The organism is Klebsiella sp. CD33 (genome assembly GCF_051992865.1).
GTDB classification, from domain to species: domain Bacteria; phylum Pseudomonadota; class Gammaproteobacteria; order Enterobacterales; family Enterobacteriaceae; genus Klebsiella; species Klebsiella pneumoniae.
The window spans coordinates 4,256,439-4,274,062 of record NZ_CP197023.1 but is presented as its reverse complement, the minus strand read 5'-3'; the positions used below and the strand labels follow the sequence as shown (position 1 = coordinate 4,274,062).

The window sequence follows — 17,624 nt, the reverse complement described above, 5'->3', positions numbered from 1 at the left end:
GATAAATAAGCTATGGAGGGGAAAGTGTGAAGCAGATAACAATGCTCTGCGCCCATTATTCAGGGGAGGGCGCAGAGCAAAGTGAAGTATTGGTGAGATGTATTATTGTGCTTTTATGGTGGCGGCGGCTTTCTCTTTAAACAGGTAGCCCACGCCCAGCACCGCAATCCATACCGGGATCAGCCAGACGGAAATCGCCATCCCCGGGGTCATCAGCATAATCACCAGCACCGCCGCCATAAACAGCAGGCACAGCCAGTTGCCCAGCGGATAGAAGAGGGCCGGGAAACGCGTGACCACGCCCTGCTGCTTTTTGGCGCGACGGAATTTCATATGCGCGAGGCTGATCATCGCCCAGTTGATGACCAGGGCCGAGACCACCAGCGCCATCAGCAGACCGAAAGCAGATTCAGGCGCCAGGTAGTTGATCAGCACGCACAGCGCAGTGACCAGGGCCGAGACGAGAATGGTATTCACCGGCACGCCGCGTTTGTCGACGCTGAGCAGCGCTTTTGGCGCGTTGCCCTGCTGAGCAAGGCCGAACAGCATACGGCTGTTGCAGTACACGCAGCTGTTATAAACCGACAGCGCTGCCGTCAGCACCACCACGTTCAGAGCGTTTGCCACCAGCGTATCGCCAAGTTCATGGAAGATCAGGACGAACGGACTGGTGTCCGCGGTGACGCGGGTCCACGGCAGCAGGGAGAGCAGCACCGCCAGCGAACCAACATAGAAGATCAGAATACGGTAAATAACCTGATTGGTGGCTTTTGGAATGCTTTGCTCCGGATTATCCGCTTCCGCGGCGGTGATCCCCACCAGCTCCAGGCCGCCAAAGGAGAACATGATGATCGCCATCATCATCACCAGCCCGTAAAAGCCGTGCGGCAGGAAGCCCCCCTGGTCCCACAGGTTACGTACCGTCGCCTGCGGGCCGCCGTTGCCGCTGAACAGCAGCCAGCCGCCGAACAAAATCATCGCCACTACGGCGACCACTTTGATAATCGCGAACCAGAATTCCATTTCACCGAACACTTTGACATTGGTCAGGTTAATGGCGTTGATGGCGATGAAGAAGACCGCCGCCGAGGCCCAGGTAGGGATTTCCGGCCACCAGAACTGGATATATTTGCCAACGGCGGTCAGTTCCGCCATGGCCACCAGGACATACAGTACCCAGTAGTTCCAGCCGGAGGCGAAGCCGGCAAAACCGCCCCAGTATTTGTAAGCAAAGTGGCTAAATGAGCCGGCCACCGGCTCTTCCACCACCATTTCGCCCAGCTGACGCATGATCAGGAAAGCGATAAAACCGGCGATAGCGTAACCAAGAATGATACCCGGGCCGGCGGACTGAATGACGGACGCGCTCCCCAGAAACAGGCCGGTGCCGATAGCCCCGCCCAGCGCGATGAGCTGAATGTGACGGTTTTTCAGGCCGCGCTTCAGCCGATCGCCGTGCTGTTGACCTTCCATATGAAACCTCGTGTGTGGTTATTTTTTGTGTACGTCATCCGTCAGGTTGCTGCTTCACTGCTGTCCCTGCCTGAAAGCATAGCCAGCGAAAATTTGGGCGAAGTGGCCCACTTTTTACCTGAGTGATGGCGCGCACATATTGTTGTGTTTGTGTATTCAGTAACTTCCGTTTCTGTATTGTTTTGTTTACGGAAGGCTGTGTGGTAATTCCGAAAAAGGCCTTTCGTCTCCGGCAGAATAGTGGTAAGCGCGTTTGAATGCACCTGCTTTATGAAGGGATGATGACGATGTGTCTAAAAAGACATCAATAGTCACAATCTGTCGTATTTTGATGCATGCTGCTTTGTCATTATTTATTCACTTTAAGTGACTATGTATTCATTTATTGCAGCGTTGAATCGGTTCAGAAAGCGTAATTTTTCGTTTCTATAAAGTTAAGGCTACCTCTTTGTGAGTAAACGTAACATTTGTGCAAGGTTACATTTCTGAAATGTTATTTCTGTAAGGTTGTTAAAATGTCCCGGGTTTACTGATTTCAATCAAAACCTGTATGGACAGAAGGTGAATACTTTGTTACTTTAGCGCTACGAACTTTAAATTGGTAAGACCAATTGACTCCGGGCTAATGGCAGAGACAGGGAATATGGCCTACAGCAAAATCCGCCAACCAAAATTATCCGATGTGATAGAGCAGCAGCTGGAGTTTCTGATTCTTGAGGGGACCTTGCGCCCCGGTGAAAAACTCCCGCCAGAACGCGAACTGGCTAAACAGTTCGACGTTTCCCGCCCCTCGCTGCGTGAGGCGATTCAACGCCTCGAAGCCAAGGGCTTGTTGCTTCGTCGTCAGGGAGGTGGAACGTTTGTTCAGAGCCGCCTGTGGCAGAGCTTCAGCGATCCGCTGGTTGAGCTGCTGTCCGATCACCCTGAATCCCAATTCGATCTGCTTGAGACCCGTCACGCGCTGGAAGGCATCGCGGCCTATTACGCGGCGCTGCGCAGCAATGATGAGGATCGCGACCGTATCCGTGAGCTGCATCAGGCTATTGAACGCGCTCAGCAGTCGGGCGATTTGGACGCTGAGTCCGGCGCCGTCGTCCAGTATCAAATCGCCGTCACCGAGGCGGCACACAATGTGGTGTTGCTTCATCTGCTAAGGTGTATGGAGCCGATGTTGGCGCAAAACGTGCGTCAGAACTTTGAATTGCTGTATGCCCGGCGGGAAATGCTCCCGTTGGTCAGCAACCATCGCACTCGCATTTTCGAGGCGATAATGGCCGGGGAGCCGGAGCAGGCGCGTGAAGCGTCGCACCGTCACCTGGCGTTCATTGAGGAAATTTTGCTGGATCGTAGTCGTGAGCAGAGCCGTCGAGAGCGCTCACTGCGTCGTTTACAGCAACGAAAGGACGAGAACTCCGGTTCTTAAGCGCCATTTTTAGAGCGCGGCAACTAAACGCAGAACCTGTCTTATTGAATTTTTGGTTGTTCCAGCGTGAAGAACGAAGAGTTCAATGGGACAGGTTCCAGATTAATCAACGATTAGATAGATAAGGAATACCCCCATGTCAGAACGTTTACACAATGACGTGGATCCGATCGAAACTCGCGACTGGCTACAGGCGATCGAATCGGTCATCCGTGAAGAAGGTGTTGAGCGCGCTCAGTATCTGATTGACCAACTCCTTTCTGAAGCCCGTAAAGGCGGAGTGAAGGTTGCTGCAGGCGCTTCCGCCGGCAACTACGTCAACACTATTGCCGTTGAAGATGAGCCGGAATACCCGGGCAATCTGGATCTGGAACGTCGCATTCGTTCTGCGATTCGCTGGAACGCCATCATGACCGTTCTGCGCGCGTCGAAAAAAGATCTCGAACTGGGCGGCCACATGGCGTCCTATCAGTCTTCCGCGACCTTCTACGAAGTCTGCTTCAACCACTTCTTCCGTGCGCGCACTGAGAAAGATGGCGGCGATCTGGTGTACTTCCAGGGTCACATCTCTCCGGGCGTATATGCACGTGCGTTCCTGGAAGGCCGTCTGACCGAAGAGCAGATGGACAACTTCCGCCAGGAAGTTCACGGCAAGGGTCTGTCCTCTTATCCGCACCCGAAACTGATGCCGGAATTCTGGCAGTTCCCGACCGTATCCATGGGTCTGGGGCCGTTGGGCGCTATCTATCAGGCCAAATTCCTGAAATATCTGGAACACCGCGGTCTGAAAGACACCTCCGAACAAACCGTTTACGCCTTCCTGGGCGACGGCGAGATGGATGAGCCGGAATCAAAAGGCGCTATCACCATCGCCACCCGTGAAAAACTGGACAACCTGGTCTTCGTCATCAACTGCAACCTGCAGCGTCTGGACGGCCCGGTCACCGGTAACGGCAAAATCATTAACGAACTGGAAGGCATCTTCGGTGGTGCTGGCTGGAACGTTATCAAGGTTATCTGGGGCGGCCGTTGGGATGAGCTGCTGCGTAAAGACACCAGCGGTAAGCTGATTCAGCTGATGAACGAAACCGTTGACGGCGACTACCAGACCTTCAAATCCAAAGACGGCGCTTACGTTCGTGAGCACTTCTTCGGCAAATATCCGGAAACCGCTGCCCTGGTCGCTGACTGGACTGACGAGCAGATCTGGGCTCTGAACCGCGGTGGTCACGATCCGAAGAAAGTCTACGCTGCATTGAAGAAAGCGCAGGAGACCAAAGGTCAGCCGACCGTGATCCTGGCGCATACCATTAAAGGTTATGGTATGGGCGATACCGCTGAAGGTAAGAACATCGCGCACCAGGTTAAGAAAATGAACATGGACGGTGTTCGCTACGTCCGCGATCGTTTCAATGTGCCGGTGGCGGATGCCGATCTCGAAAAACTGCCGTACGTAACATTCCCGGAAGGTTCCGAAGAGCACACTTACCTGCACGCTCAGCGTCAGAAGCTGAACGGCTATCTGCCGACTCGTCAGCCGAAGTTCACTGAGAAACTCGAGCTGCCGACCCTGGCCGACTTCAGCGCGCTGCTGGAAGAGCAAAACAAAGAAATCTCTACCACTATCGCTTTCGTTCGCGCCCTGAACGTGATGCTGAAGAACAAGTCGATCAAAGATCGTCTGGTGCCGATCATCGCCGACGAAGCGCGTACCTTCGGTATGGAAGGTCTGTTCCGTCAGATCGGTATTTACAGCCCGAACGGCCAGCAGTATACCCCGCAGGACCGTGAGCAGGTTGCTTACTACAAAGAAGACGAGAAAGGCCAGATTCTGCAGGAAGGGATCAACGAGCTGGGCGCAGGCGCATCCTGGCTGGCTGCTGCGACCTCTTACAGCACCAACAACCTGCCGATGATCCCGTTCTACATCTACTACTCGATGTTCGGCTTCCAGCGTATCGGCGATCTGTGCTGGGCGGCTGGCGATCAGCAGGCTCGCGGCTTCCTGATTGGCGGGACTTCCGGTCGTACTACCCTGAACGGCGAAGGTCTGCAGCACGAAGATGGTCACAGCCACATTCAGTCGCTGACTATCCCGAACTGTATCTCTTACGACCCGGCGTACGCCTATGAAGTGGCTGTCATCATGCATGATGGTCTGGTCCGTATGTACGGCGAAGCGCAAGAGAACGTTTACTACTACATCACTACGCTGAACGAAAACTACCACATGCCGGCCATGCCGGAAGGCGCCGAGGAAGGTATCCGTAAAGGTATCTACAAACTCGAAACCATCGAAGGTAGCAAAGGTAAAGTTCAGCTGCTGGGCTCCGGTTCTATCCTGCGTCACGTGCGTGAAGCAGCGCAGATCCTGGCGAAAGACTACGGCGTGGGTTCCGACGTGTATAGCGTTACCTCCTTCACCGAACTGGCGCGTGATGGCCAGGATTGCGAACGCTGGAACATGCTGCACCCGCTGGAAACCCCGCGCGTGCCGTATATCGCTCAGGTAATGAACGACGCTCCGGCAGTGGCATCCACTGACTATATGAAACTGTTCGCTGAGCAGGTTCGTACTTACGTACCGGCTGATGATTACCGCGTACTGGGTACCGATGGCTTCGGTCGTTCCGACAGCCGTGAAAACCTGCGTCACCACTTCGAAGTCGATGCTTCCTATGTGGTCGTAGCAGCGCTGGGCGAACTGGCTAAACGTGGTGAAATCGATAAGAAAGTGGTGGCTGACGCTATCGCGAAATTCGACATCGATGCAGAAAAAGTTAACCCGCGTCTGGCGTAAGAGGTAAAAGAATAATGGCTATCGAAATCAAAGTACCGGACATCGGGGCTGATGAAGTTGAAATCACCGAGATCCTGGTCAAAGTTGGCGACAAAGTAGAAGCTGAACAGTCGCTGATCACCGTAGAAGGCGACAAAGCCTCTATGGAAGTCCCGTCTCCGCAGGCTGGCGTCGTGAAAGAGATTAAAGTCTCCGTCGGCGACAAAACCGAGACTGGCAAACTGATTATGATTTTCGATTCCGCCGAGGGTGCAGCCGCCGCTGCACCTGCGCAGGAAGAGAAGAAAGAAGCCGCTCCGGCCGCCGCTGCTCCAGCGGCTGCCGCGGCAGCGAAAGAAGTTCACGTCCCGGATATCGGCGGCGATGAAGTCGAAGTCACCGAGATCATGGTTAAAGTGGGCGACACCATCGCCGCTGAGCAATCCCTGATCACCGTAGAAGGCGATAAAGCCTCTATGGAAGTTCCGGCGCCGTTCGCCGGTACCGTCAAAGAGATCAAAATCAATACCGGCGATAAAGTTTCCACCGGCTCCCTGATTATGATCTTCGAAGTGGCGGGCGCTGCGCCTGCAGCCGCTCCGGCACAGGCTGCCGCGCCGGCTGCTGCGGCTCCGGCTGCCGCAGCAGGCGTGAAAGATGTTAACGTCCCGGACATCGGCGGCGACGAAGTTGAAGTCACCGAAGTGATGGTTAAAGTCGGCGATAAAGTCGCGGCGGAACAGTCCCTGATCACCGTAGAGGGCGACAAAGCCTCTATGGAAGTTCCGGCGCCGTTCGCGGGTACCGTTAAAGAGATCAAAATCAGCACCGGCGATAAAGTCAAAACCGGTTCCCTGATCATGGTCTTCGAAGTGGAAGGCGCTGCGCCTGCCGCCGCTCCGGCTCAGGCTGCTGCCCCGGCGCCAGCTGCTGCCCCGGCTCAGGCCGCTAAGCCTGCCGCTGCGCCGGCTGCGAAAGCAGAAGGTAAAAGCGAATTCGCTGAAAACGATGCCTACGTTCACGCGACCCCGCTGATTCGCCGCCTGGCGCGCGAGTTCGGTGTTAACCTGGCGAAAGTGAAAGGCACCGGCCGTAAAGGTCGTATCCTGCGCGAAGACGTTCAGGCCTACGTGAAAGACGCGGTTAAACGCGCTGAATCCGCACCGGCGGCTGCCGCTGGCGGCGGTATCCCGGGCATGCTGCCGTGGCCGAAGGTTGACTTCAGCAAGTTTGGCGAAGTCGAAGAAGTGGAGCTGGGTCGTATCCAGAAAATCTCTGGCGCCAACCTGAGCCGTAACTGGGTGATGATCCCGCACGTTACCCACTTCGACAAAACCGATATCACCGATCTGGAAGCGTTCCGCAAGCAGCAGAATGCCGAAGCTGAGAAGCGTAAACTGGACGTGAAATTCACTCCAGTGGTCTTCATCATGAAAGCGGTTGCCGCTGCGCTTGAGCAGATGCCGCGCTTCAACAGCTCGCTCTCCGAAGATGGTCAGCGCCTGACGCTGAAGAAATACATCAACATCGGTGTGGCGGTGGATACCCCGAACGGTCTGGTGGTTCCGGTCTTCAAAGACGTGAACAAGAAGAGCATCACCGAGCTGTCTCGTGAATTGACCACCATCTCGAAGAAAGCGCGCGATGGCAAACTGACGGCTGGCGAAATGCAGGGCGGTTGCTTCACCATCTCCAGCATCGGCGGCCTGGGTACCACCCACTTCGCGCCGATTGTTAACGCGCCGGAAGTGGCCATCCTCGGCGTGTCTAAGTCCGCGATGGAGCCGGTATGGAATGGTAAAGAGTTTGTGCCGCGCCTGATGCTGCCAATCTCTCTGTCCTTCGACCACCGCGTCATCGACGGTGCTGATGGTGCCCGCTTCATTACCATCATTAACAACACCCTGAGCGACATTCGCCGCCTGGTGATGTAATCGAAAAAGCCGGCCTGACGGCCGGCTTTTTTCTGATAACCTCAGGCTGTTGGGGATTATCAGCAACAAAGGACAAAATCGTTTGCCGTTTGTTGTTTAAAAATTGTTAACAATTTTGTAAAATACACGCGGATAGAACGTCCCGGTGGACTTGGGCGTAAGAATAATAGCGTCAGACCCGCCGGATATAAATTACAGAGGTCATGATGAGTACTGAAATCAAAACTCAGGTCGTGGTACTTGGGGCAGGCCCCGCAGGTTACTCTGCAGCCTTCCGTTGCGCTGATTTAGGTCTGGAAACCGTCATCGTAGAACGTTACAGCACCCTCGGTGGTGTTTGTCTGAACGTGGGTTGTATCCCTTCTAAAGCGCTGCTGCACGTGGCAAAAGTTATCGAAGAAGCGAAAGCGCTGGCCGAACACGGCATCGTTTTCGGCGAACCGAAAACTGACATTGACAAGATCCGCACCTGGAAAGAAAAAGTCATCACTCAGCTGACCGGTGGTCTGGCTGGCATGGCCAAAGGTCGTAAAGTGAAGGTGGTTAACGGTCTGGGTAAATTTACCGGCGCTAACACCCTGGAAGTGGAAGGCGAAAACGGCAAAACCGTGATCAACTTCGACAACGCCATCATCGCGGCGGGTTCCCGTCCGATTCAGCTGCCGTTTATCCCGCATGAAGATCCGCGCGTATGGGACTCCACCGACGCGCTGGAACTGAAATCTGTACCGAAACGCATGCTGGTGATGGGCGGCGGTATCATCGGTCTGGAAATGGGTACCGTATACCATGCGCTGGGTTCAGAGATTGACGTGGTGGAAATGTTCGACCAGGTTATCCCGGCTGCCGACAAAGACGTGGTGAAAGTCTTCACCAAACGCATCAGCAAGAAATTTAACCTGATGCTGGAAACCAAAGTGACTGCCGTTGAAGCGAAAGAAGACGGTATTTACGTTTCCATGGAAGGTAAAAAAGCACCGGCGGAAGCGCAGCGTTACGACGCAGTGCTGGTCGCTATCGGCCGCGTACCGAATGGTAAAAACCTCGATGCAGGTAAAGCTGGCGTGGAAGTTGACGATCGCGGCTTCATCCGCGTTGACAAACAAATGCGCACCAACGTGCCGCACATCTTTGCTATCGGCGATATCGTCGGCCAGCCGATGCTGGCGCACAAAGGTGTCCATGAAGGCCACGTTGCCGCAGAAGTTATCTCCGGTCTGAAACACTACTTCGATCCGAAAGTGATCCCATCCATCGCCTACACTGAACCAGAAGTGGCATGGGTCGGTCTGACCGAGAAAGAAGCGAAAGAGAAAGGCATCAGCTACGAAACCGCCACCTTCCCGTGGGCTGCTTCCGGCCGTGCTATCGCTTCTGACTGCGCAGATGGTATGACCAAACTGATCTTCGACAAAGAGACCCACCGTGTTATCGGCGGCGCGATTGTCGGCACCAACGGCGGTGAGCTGCTGGGTGAGATCGGCCTGGCTATCGAGATGGGCTGTGACGCTGAAGACATCGCCCTGACCATCCACGCTCACCCGACTCTGCACGAGTCCGTTGGCCTGGCGGCGGAAGTGTTCGAAGGCAGCATCACCGACCTGCCAAACGCCAAAGCGAAGAAAAAGTAACTTTTTCTTTCAGGAAAAAAGCATAAGCGGCTCCGGGAGCCGCTTTTTTTATGCCTGATGTTTAGAACTATGTCACTGTTCATAAACCGCTACACCTCATACATACTTTGAAAATAGTCACTCAGTAAACTTATAGGCAGTTAACGATATCGATGAGGTGTGAGATGAAACGCTTTTTAACCACAGCGCTGGTCGCTGCAACGTTTTTTACCGGTGTGGCTTACGCCGCTGACGCCAACATTCCCTGGGCGGACAACAGCGGCGGTACGGAAACGACCCACATTGCGGCGATGGGCCAGGATCTGAATGCCCAGCATCAGCAGGTGACGAAGACCAATGAAGGGGTATGGGCGGCGAATTCCGGTAGCATCAGCGCTGACGAAGCGGCATTATCCAGCACAAAACCAGCCTTTGCCGGCGATCCTTCTCTGATGCCTCACCAGGGCTAAGTGAATGAAAACGCCCGGTTGCGTGAGTGCAACCGGGCGTTTTTTTTAAGGTTCTGCCACCTGCCAGCCGGCGTCAGCGTCGGGGGTAAAGCGCGTTATCTCCTGTGCCTTTGCGGCGCTCTCTTCACCGAGATTGGCCTGATAGACCCTATCCTGTTGATCGATCATAAAGCTCATCACGCCGGTTTCACCCCAGGCTATCGGCCAGGCCAGCAAGGCGACGCTCTGGTCATCGCGACCGGCGATAATTCGAAAGCGATAGCCATGGTAGCCGCTACCGGGTACCGTCGGGCTAAAGGCCGGACCGAGCGGGCTTGGCGCTTCGCCCGGCGAAGTTGGCCAGTACAAGCCATCTTTTTTGCCTTCGCTACTGATGATTTTCTGCGCCCAGCGGTGGTTCAGATGATAATAATCCTGCTGGGCATCAACATAGGCATGCATGGCGGCGATCGCCGACAGCTCATTGCGGCCGATGGCGCGGGTGAGGATCTCCTCTTCGCCAGCGGCCATATCAAAGCGCCATCCCTCAGACGTTTTTACGATAGGCACGGGCAGACGCCATGCCTCGCTACCGACATCGAGCCAGGCTTTGTCACCCTGCTGGATGATGACATGTTTCACCTGCCAGTCGCGTTGAAAGCGATCGACGGCGGCAGGGTCGATCCCGTCCGTGGGTAAAAACTGCTGCCAGTTATCGCCGAGTACTTCGCTCAGCGCGGCTTCATTAGGCTGGCTGATCGCTTCGGCCAGCGCAGTTGCGGCCTGTTCCGGCGTGGCAAACTGCTGTTGGGCGAAGGCGGCAAGCGGCGACAGCATTAACGTAAACAGGGCAACGGATAATGGGTTTCTCATTCTGCTCATCCTTAGCGGCGACGCAGTTCATGGTGTTCGGAAAGACGTTCTCTGGCGCCCTCGCGTAACTCGCGGTTTACGCCGGATAACTGGCGGCTCTGCAGTCCTCGTTCCTGCTGCGCTTGCCAGGAGGGGGCGCGGCTTTCGTTGCCGCTAAGGGCGTTGGCGCGCAGATGGCTGAGCGTCTGCTGACGCTGGGCTGGCGTGGCGGACTGGAACTGCTGCCGGCGCTGCTGCTGCTGAGGTGTGCGGTTCTGCTCGTGGCTCCTGGCGGCTTCTCGACGCTGCTGTTGCTGCGGCGTGGGGGTTTTCAGCTGCGTTTTTGCCGCCTCGCGACGCTGCTGTTGGGTCGGCGTGCTGTCGTAACCGCGGTAATTACTGCGTTGGGTGGCTTGCTTCAGCTGCGCCGAGGCCGCCTGACGCTGGGCGTCGCGTGAGGCGTTGTTTGCCGCCAGATTGCCCGCTGTGGCCGTCGGTACGTTATGCTGCAGCTGGGTCATCGCTGCCTGGCGCTGCGCTTCGCGATCGACTGGCGCATGTTGGGTCGCGCTCAGTCCGCCGGAAACGTTGGTCTGATGGAAGCGCTGAGCTACCGTATTATCGGGATACGGTGTGTGTCCGCGATAGGCAGGATTGTGCTGCCAGTTAACGTGGTTTCCCGGCAGGTTTTCTCCTGTTATGTGATTGAAATTATTTACATTAATATTGATGTTATCGCCATTATGCGAGTAATCGCCGTGGTGGTAGTCGTCATCGTGATGGTGATGGTCATCATCATCCCAGTCGATACTGCTGAACAGCGCCCAGGTGGTGGCCACGCCGAGGCTGTACCCGAAGCCTTTGACGAAGCTATCGGTAAACTGCTCCCCGGGAGGGGGCGGCAGATAGACCGGCGGATAGGCGCTGTTCGGCCAGGTACCATAGACGGTGGAGGGGTTATAGCTGGGAACATAGACCACCTGTGGATTGGTCGGCTCTATTTTAATGACCTGCGTGGGCGCAGGCGCCGCTGTGTGGGCGGTTGCGGTTGCTGCCGTGCTGCTGCTGGCTGAAACCGGTGCGGCAGGGGTGACAATCACTTTCTGCTGCGGTGTGGATTTCAGCGTCCCGGTCTGTTGGGCAATGGCGCGCAGGCGCTGCACTGAATCCATCACATCATGCGGCTGGGCCAAAAACGCATTGCCAAGATTTTCCACCCAGGGCGGATTCTCGCCCATCATCGCCAGCAGGGCAGGGAAAGCGACAAGAGATTTGACGCTAGGGTCCCACGGCTGGCTGGCAACCGCCTGCACGGCCGCATCCCCTTTCATCGCGGGGTTATCCTGGGACCACTGGACCGCCTGCAGGACGTTGTCGGGATAAGTGGAGGCCATCAACACCTGCGACAGCAGGCTGTCCGGGTAGAGCGCGATAGGGGCGACCCACTGATCAATTTGCGCCTGGGTGTAAGTGGCGGCCACCGGCTGTGTCGTCGACGCTGCGGGCGCTGGCGCTTGCTGCGCAGGCGGTTCAGCGATCGTCGCTGGGGTTCGGCTTTGCACATAGAGTGTTCCTGCCGCCGCGAGTAAGCCAGCGCTACAGAGCAGGGCGATAATATGGGGTTTGAACGGCAGTGACATGGAAACTCCTGACCCAAAAAGTAACCCATCTCGCTAAAGTATCTGCGAAAACGGCGCGTTTGCTGAGTATAAGTAAGCGGTATGGCTTTTTATTGATTATTGTTGGGATCGGCCCGTGGCGTTGTACGCGGAAAGGAATTTTTGTCGTGGGATTTGAACAGAAAGCCTGCAATATCCTGCCCTTAACGATTCAGCTAAATTTTAATGTTGCTTTTTTGTAAACAGATTAACACCTTTCAAAAATCCTGCTATGCTGCCGACGCGGTATCGGGCATTTACCCTACAAACTGCTGTCTCACAGGAGCGTGAAGAAAATCGCCCAGCCACTAAATCCTTCAAGATGCGTCACGCGGCAAGCTAAGCCAGGACAGAGGCAGATTGATTGAAGACGTGTAGGCCGCATTATGACAATGAGAGCGAGGAGAACCGTCGTGCTAGAAGAATACCGTAAGCACGTAGCTGAGCGTGCCGCCATGGGGATTGTTGCCAAACCCTTAGATGCAACCCAAATGGCCGCGCTGGTAGAACTGCTGAAAAACCCGCCTGCGGGCGAAGAAGAATTCCTGTTAGACCTGCTGATTAACCGTGTACCGCCGGGCGTCGACGAAGCCGCCTATGTTAAAGCTGGATTCCTTGCCGCGATCGCCAAAGGCGAAGCGACCTCCCCCCTGGTTACCCCTGAAAAAGCCGTTGAACTGCTGGGCACCATGCAGGGCGGTTACAATATCCATCCGCTGATCGATGCGCTGGACGACGCGAAACTGGCGCCGATTGCCGCGAAAGCGCTCTCCCATACCCTGCTGATGTTCGATAACTTCTACGACGTGGAAGAGAAAGCTAAAGCGGGTAACGAGCATGCTAAACAGGTTATGCAATCCTGGGCTGACGCCGAATGGTTCCTGAACCGTCCGCAGCTGGCAGAGAAAATCACTGTTACCGTCTTCAAGGTCACCGGCGAAACGAACACCGATGATCTCTCTCCGGCGCCGGATGCGTGGTCGCGCCCAGACATCCCGCTGCATGCGCTGGCAATGCTCAAAAACCCCCGCGAAGGCATTGAGCCGGATCAGCCGGGCGTGGTTGGCCCAATCAAACAGATCGAAGCCCTGCAGCAGAAAGGCTACCCGCTGGCCTACGTCGGCGACGTGGTCGGGACCGGTTCTTCACGTAAATCCGCCACCAACTCGGTGCTGTGGTTTATGGGCGACGATATCCCGAACGTGCCGAACAAGCGCGGCGGCGGCCTGTGTCTGGGCGGTAAAATCGCGCCAATTTTCTTCAACACCATGGAAGATGCGGGCGCGCTGCCTATCGAAGTTGATGTGTCTAACCTGAACATGGGCGACGTAATCGACGTTTACCCGTTCAAAGGCGAAGTGCGTAACCACGAGACCAACGAACTGCTGGCCAGCTTCGAGCTGAAAACCGATGTGCTGATCGACGAAGTGCGCGCCGGCGGCCGTATTCCGCTGATCATCGGTCGCGGTCTGACCACCAAAGCGCGTGAAGCGCTGGGCCTGCCGCACAGCGATGTCTTCCGTCAGGCGAAAGACGTGGCGGAAAGCACCCGCGGCTTCTCGCTGGCGCAGAAAATGGTTGGCCGCGCCTGCGGCGTTGCCGGTATCCGTCCGGGCGCTTATTGCGAACCGAAAATGACCTCCGTCGGTTCTCAGGACACCACCGGTCCAATGACCCGTGATGAGCTGAAAGACCTGGCGTGCCTGGGCTTCTCTGCAGACCTGGTGATGCAGTCCTTCTGCCACACCGCGGCCTACCCGAAGCCGGTTGACGTTACCACGCACCACACTCTGCCGGACTTCATCATGAACCGCGGCGGTGTTTCTCTGCGTCCGGGCGATGGCGTGATTCACTCCTGGCTGAACCGCATGCTGCTGCCGGATACCGTGGGTACCGGCGGTGACTCCCACACCCGTTTCCCAATCGGCATCTCCTTCCCGGCGGGCTCTGGTCTGGTGGCCTTCGCCGCCGCGACCGGCGTGATGCCGCTGGATATGCCGGAATCGGTGCTGGTGCGTTTCAAAGGTAAAATGCAGCCGGGGATCACCCTGCGTGACCTGGTCCACGCCATCCCGCTGTACGCCATCAAGCAGGGCCTGCTGACCGTGGAGAAGAAAGGTAAGAAAAACATCTTCTCTGGTCGCATCCTCGAGATCGAAGGTCTGCCGGATCTGAAAGTCGAGCAGGCGTTCGAGTTGACCGATGCCTCGGCGGAGCGTTCTGCCGCCGGCTGCACCATCAAGCTGAATAAAGAGCCGATCGTTGAGTATCTGAACTCCAACATCGTTCTGCTGAAGTGGATGATCGCCGAAGGCTACGGCGACCGCCGTACCCTGGAGCGTCGTATCCAGGGCATGGAAAAATGGCTGGCGGATCCGCAGCTGCTGGAAGCCGATGCTGACGCGGAATACGCGGCAGTGATCGACATCGATCTGGCGGATATTAAAGAGCCGATTCTGTGCGCGCCGAACGATCCGGACGATGCCCGCCTGCTGTCTGATGTGCAGGGCGAGAAGATCGACGAAGTGTTCATCGGCTCCTGCATGACCAACATCGGCCACTTCCGTGCCGCCGGTAAGCTGCTGGACAGCCACAAAGGCCAACTGCCGACTCGCCTGTGGGTGGCGCCGCCAACCCGTATGGATGCCGCGCAGCTGACCGAAGAAGGCTACTATAGCGTGTTTGGTAAGAGCGGGGCGCGTATCGAAATCCCTGGCTGTTCCCTGTGTATGGGTAACCAGGCGCGCGTGGCCGACGGCGCGACGGTGGTTTCCACCTCTACCCGTAACTTCCCGAACCGTTTAGGTACCGGCGCTAACGTCTATCTGGCCTCTGCCGAACTGGCAGCGGTGGCTTCGCTGCTCGGCAAACTGCCGACGCCGGAAGAGTACCAGACCTTCGTGGCGCAGGTGGATAAGACGGCGGAAGATACCTACCGTTATCTGAACTTCAACCAGCTGGATCAGTACACTGAAAAAGCTGACGGCGTGATCTTCCAGACCGCGGTGTAAACCATTCGGTCAGCCCGGCTGACCGTTTGGCGATAAACTCTCCAATGCCCGGTGAACATTGCATCAGCGGGCATTTTTATTTCCAAACCTCCCGCCCGCTACGCTTTTTTTCTTTCTGTCTGCTGCGATAATTACTGCATGGGTACAGTGCAGCGGTGACGCATTGCCCTTGCAGAGGAAAAGACTATGGATTACGAATTTCTGCGCGATATTACCGGAGTGGTAAAGGTGCGAATGTCGATGGATCACGAGGCGATCGGCCACTGGTTCAACGAGGAGGTGAAAGGCAATCTTACTCTGCTGGACGAAGTGGAGCAGGCTGCGCGCACCGTGAAGGGCAGCGAGCGTTCCTGGCAGCGTGCCGGGCATGAATATACGCTGTGGCTGGATGGCGAAGAGGTGATGATCCGCGCCAATCAGCTGGAGTTTTCCGGCGACGAAATCGAGGAGGGGATGAGCTACTACGACGAAGAAAGTCTCTCTCTGTGCGGTGTTGAGGATTTCCTGCAGGTGGTCGCCGCCTATCGTGAGTTTATGCAGCAGCGTTAATGACGCCTTTTATGTCGGGTGGCGCAGAACCGTAGCCCTGCAAAGTGTAGCGTGAGCAGGGGAAATCCCGGGAGCGGCTAGCGCCTGACCCGGTCTACCAGGCGGCGCAGAACTACAGGCCCGGCAAGCAAAAGCGCCGCCGGGCATTTCATAGATTACACGGCAGGAATATTGCGGCCGTAGTAAATCTCGCGCATCTCTTTCCATAGCAGGTCGGTAATGACCTTGCGCTCTTCGGCAGTCAACTCTTCCGGTCGGGTATGGAACATATAGTGCTTAAGGTCGAACTCCTTGAGCAACATTTTGGTATGGAAGATATTTTCCTGATAAACGTTGACGTCGACCATGTCATACAACGACTTCATATCGTCGGACATAAAGTTCTGAATCGAATTGATTTCATGATCGATAAAATGCTTCATCCCATTGATATCGCGGGTAAAGCCGCGCACACGGTAGTCAATGGTCACAATGTCCGATTCCAGCTGGTGAATCAGATAGTTCAGCGCTTTAAGCGGGGAAATGACGCCGCACGTTGAAACTTCGATATCGGCGCGGAAGGTGCACAGGCCGCCCTCCGGATGGCTCTCCGGGTAGGTATGCACGCAGATATGGCTCTTATCGAGATGGGCGACCACGGTTTCCGGTAGCGGGCCAGGATGTTCGGTCTGGTCAATCAGCTTGGGATCGACAGGCTCTTCGCTGACCAGAATGGTCACGCTGGCGCCCTGGGGTTCATAATCCTGACGGGCGATATTCAGGATATTGGCGCCAATAATAGAACAGGTTTCTGTCAGGATCTCCGTCAGGCGATTGGCATTATAGAGTTCGTCGATATAGGCGATGTAGCCGTCGCGCTCTTCTGCCGTTTTGGCGTAACAGATATCGTAGATACAAAAACTCAGGCTTTTGGTCAGGTTGTTAAAGCCGTGCAGCTTCAATTTTTTCAATTTAGTTCACCCCCTTATTTCGCGTCACGGTGCGGACAGAGCATCATGCAGATATTGTGGTAAGGCGAAGGCCGCCGTATGGATTGCCGGATTGTAGTAACGGCAGGTCAGGTTGGCTTTGTGAAAGCGCGCCTGAATGATTTCGCTGGAGAGATGGCGCAGCGCCTCATTGTCGCTCGCCCAGGCAAAGGTCATGATCCCGCCGTAATAGGTTGGAATTGCCGCCTGGTAGAAGCTGACGTCGCGAAAATAGTGGCTTAGCTTGCGATGGCTGCCTACCGCTTCATCCTGTTGCAGGAAGCAGACGCCATTCTGGGCAACAAAGATCCCACCCGGGTTCAGGCAGCGTTTGCAGCCTTCATAAAAAGCCGAGGTGAACAGGCTTTCTCCCGGGCCGATAGGGTCGGTACAGTCCGAAATGATCACGTCAAACGTTTGCGTCGTCTGATTAACAAAATTGACGCCATCATCAATCACCAGCGTAAAGCGCGGATCGTCATAGGCGCCGGCGTTATGGTTCGGCAGGTACTGGCGGCAGAATGAAACTACCCCGGCGTCGATTTCCACCATGGTGATGGTTTCGATGCTACGGTGACGAGAGACTTCGCGCAGCATCGCGCCATCGCCGCCGCCAATGATTAACACATGCTTCGCGTTGCCGTGAGCCAGCAGCGGCACATGGGTCATCATTTCGTGATAGATGAACTCGTCGCGTTCGGTGGTTTGTACGACGCCATCCAGCGCCATCACCCGGCCAAAAGCGCGGTTATCAAAGATGATCAGATCCTGATGATCGGTTTTTTCGTGGTACAGCACGTTATCAACGCTAAAATACTGACCAAAATGGTCATGCAGCGTTTCATGCCACAGTGGATTATCGGCCACGATAAGGCTCCTCCTTCGTTAACATCTGTTACACCCGTAAAACGAGTGCAA

General features: G+C 55.7%; 12 protein-coding genes. 7 read left to right on the top strand and 5 right to left on the bottom strand.

The genetic code is table 11. The features are described from left to right. Window positions 1–102: 102 nt before the first annotated feature. Window positions 103–1,473, bottom strand: coding sequence for an aromatic amino acid transporter AroP (gene aroP, locus ACR809_RS21000; RefSeq protein WP_004147090.1), 1,371 nt, complete (start codon window positions 1,471–1,473; stop codon window positions 103–105). A 643-nt stretch (window positions 1,474–2,116) separates the two neighbouring features. Here aroP and pdhR point away from each other — a divergent pair. The 5 genes from pdhR (at window position 2,117) to ACR809_RS20975 (ending at window position 9,689) form a co-directional block, all read left to right on the top strand. Continuing rightward, entirely contained in the window at window positions 2,117–2,896 is a 780-nt protein-coding gene (gene pdhR / locus ACR809_RS20995) for a pyruvate dehydrogenase complex transcriptional repressor PdhR (RefSeq protein ID WP_002888699.1), read from the top strand. A 136-nt stretch (window positions 2,897–3,032) separates the two neighbouring features. Further along, the gene (aceE, locus tag ACR809_RS20990) at window positions 3,033–5,696 is read left to right on the top strand and encodes a pyruvate dehydrogenase (acetyl-transferring), homodimeric type (RefSeq protein WP_002888700.1); all 2,664 of its coding nucleotides are present in this window, start codon (window positions 3,033–3,035) and stop codon (window positions 5,694–5,696) included. A 14-nt stretch (window positions 5,697–5,710) separates the two neighbouring features. Next, window positions 5,711–7,609, top strand: a complete 1,899-nt coding sequence (gene aceF, locus ACR809_RS20985) for a pyruvate dehydrogenase complex dihydrolipoyllysine-residue acetyltransferase (RefSeq protein ID WP_004147092.1) — start codon at window positions 5,711–5,713, stop codon at window positions 7,607–7,609. Window positions 7,610–7,815: 206 nt separating this feature from the next. Further along, window positions 7,816–9,240: a dihydrolipoyl dehydrogenase gene (gene lpdA, locus ACR809_RS20980; protein WP_002888731.1), complete on the top strand. Its 1,425-nt coding sequence runs from the start codon at window positions 7,816–7,818 to the stop codon at window positions 9,238–9,240. A 164-nt stretch (window positions 9,241–9,404) separates the two neighbouring features. Then, window positions 9,405–9,689: a hypothetical protein gene (locus tag ACR809_RS20975; RefSeq protein ID WP_004177403.1), complete on the top strand. Its 285-nt coding sequence runs from the start codon at window positions 9,405–9,407 to the stop codon at window positions 9,687–9,689. 45 nt (window positions 9,690–9,734) lie between these two features. Here the strand turns inward: ACR809_RS20975 and ACR809_RS20970 are convergent, their stop codons facing one another. Both ACR809_RS20970 and ACR809_RS20965 read right to left on the bottom strand, forming a co-directional pair. After that, complete coding sequence (locus ACR809_RS20970; protein ID WP_023284687.1) at window positions 9,735–10,541, bottom strand: DUF2950 family protein; 807 nt, start codon at window positions 10,539–10,541, stop codon at window positions 9,735–9,737. 11 nt (window positions 10,542–10,552) lie between these two features. Next, entirely contained in the window at window positions 10,553–12,160 is a 1,608-nt protein-coding gene (locus ACR809_RS20965; protein WP_020805132.1) for a DUF3300 domain-containing protein, read from the bottom strand. A 431-nt stretch (window positions 12,161–12,591) separates the two neighbouring features. Between ACR809_RS20965 and acnB the strand changes: the two genes are divergently transcribed. Together acnB and yacL are read left to right on the top strand one after the other, a co-directional pair. After that, window positions 12,592–15,189, top strand: coding sequence for a bifunctional aconitate hydratase 2/2-methylisocitrate dehydratase (gene acnB, locus ACR809_RS20960; RefSeq protein WP_002888735.1), 2,598 nt, complete (start codon window positions 12,592–12,594; stop codon window positions 15,187–15,189). Between the two features lie 186 nt (window positions 15,190–15,375). Next, a complete protein-coding gene (gene yacL / locus ACR809_RS20955; protein ID WP_016531441.1) occupies window positions 15,376–15,738 on the top strand; it encodes a protein YacL in 363 nt (120 codons plus the stop codon). A gap of 155 nt (window positions 15,739–15,893) precedes the next feature. On the opposite strand, the gene speD is transcribed toward yacL, so the two are convergent. Then, a complete protein-coding gene (gene speD, locus ACR809_RS20950) occupies window positions 15,894–16,688 on the bottom strand; it encodes an adenosylmethionine decarboxylase (protein ID WP_002888739.1) in 795 nt (264 codons plus the stop codon). A 24-nt stretch (window positions 16,689–16,712) separates the two neighbouring features. Then, window positions 16,713–17,573: a polyamine aminopropyltransferase gene (gene speE / locus ACR809_RS20945; RefSeq protein ID WP_002888741.1), complete on the bottom strand. Its 861-nt coding sequence runs from the start codon at window positions 17,571–17,573 to the stop codon at window positions 16,713–16,715. Window positions 17,574–17,624 lie beyond the last annotated feature (51 nt).

What these genes read in the sequence shown, in the direction of transcription:
- yacL (WP_016531441.1), top strand. Translation starts at nt 15,376, where the DNA reads ATGGATTACGAATTTCTGCGCGATATTACCGGAGTGGTAAAGGTGCGA.
- pdhR (WP_002888699.1), top strand. Translation starts at nt 2,117, where the DNA reads ATGGCCTACAGCAAAATCCGCCAACCAAAATTATCCGATGTGATAGAG.
- aceE (WP_002888700.1), top strand. Translation starts at nt 3,033, where the DNA reads ATGTCAGAACGTTTACACAATGACGTGGATCCGATCGAAACTCGCGAC.
- ACR809_RS20975 (WP_004177403.1), top strand. Translation starts at nt 9,405, where the DNA reads ATGAAACGCTTTTTAACCACAGCGCTGGTCGCTGCAACGTTTTTTACC.
- lpdA (WP_002888731.1), top strand. Translation starts at nt 7,816, where the DNA reads ATGAGTACTGAAATCAAAACTCAGGTCGTGGTACTTGGGGCAGGCCCC.
- ACR809_RS20965 (WP_020805132.1), bottom strand. Translation starts at nt 12,160, where the DNA reads ATGTCACTGCCGTTCAAACCCCATATTATCGCCCTGCTCTGTAGCGCT.
- aroP (WP_004147090.1), bottom strand. Translation starts at nt 1,473, where the DNA reads ATGGAAGGTCAACAGCACGGCGATCGGCTGAAGCGCGGCCTGAAAAAC.
- aceF (WP_004147092.1), top strand. Translation starts at nt 5,711, where the DNA reads ATGGCTATCGAAATCAAAGTACCGGACATCGGGGCTGATGAAGTTGAA.
- ACR809_RS20970 (WP_023284687.1), bottom strand. Translation starts at nt 10,541, where the DNA reads ATGAGAAACCCATTATCCGTTGCCCTGTTTACGTTAATGCTGTCGCCG.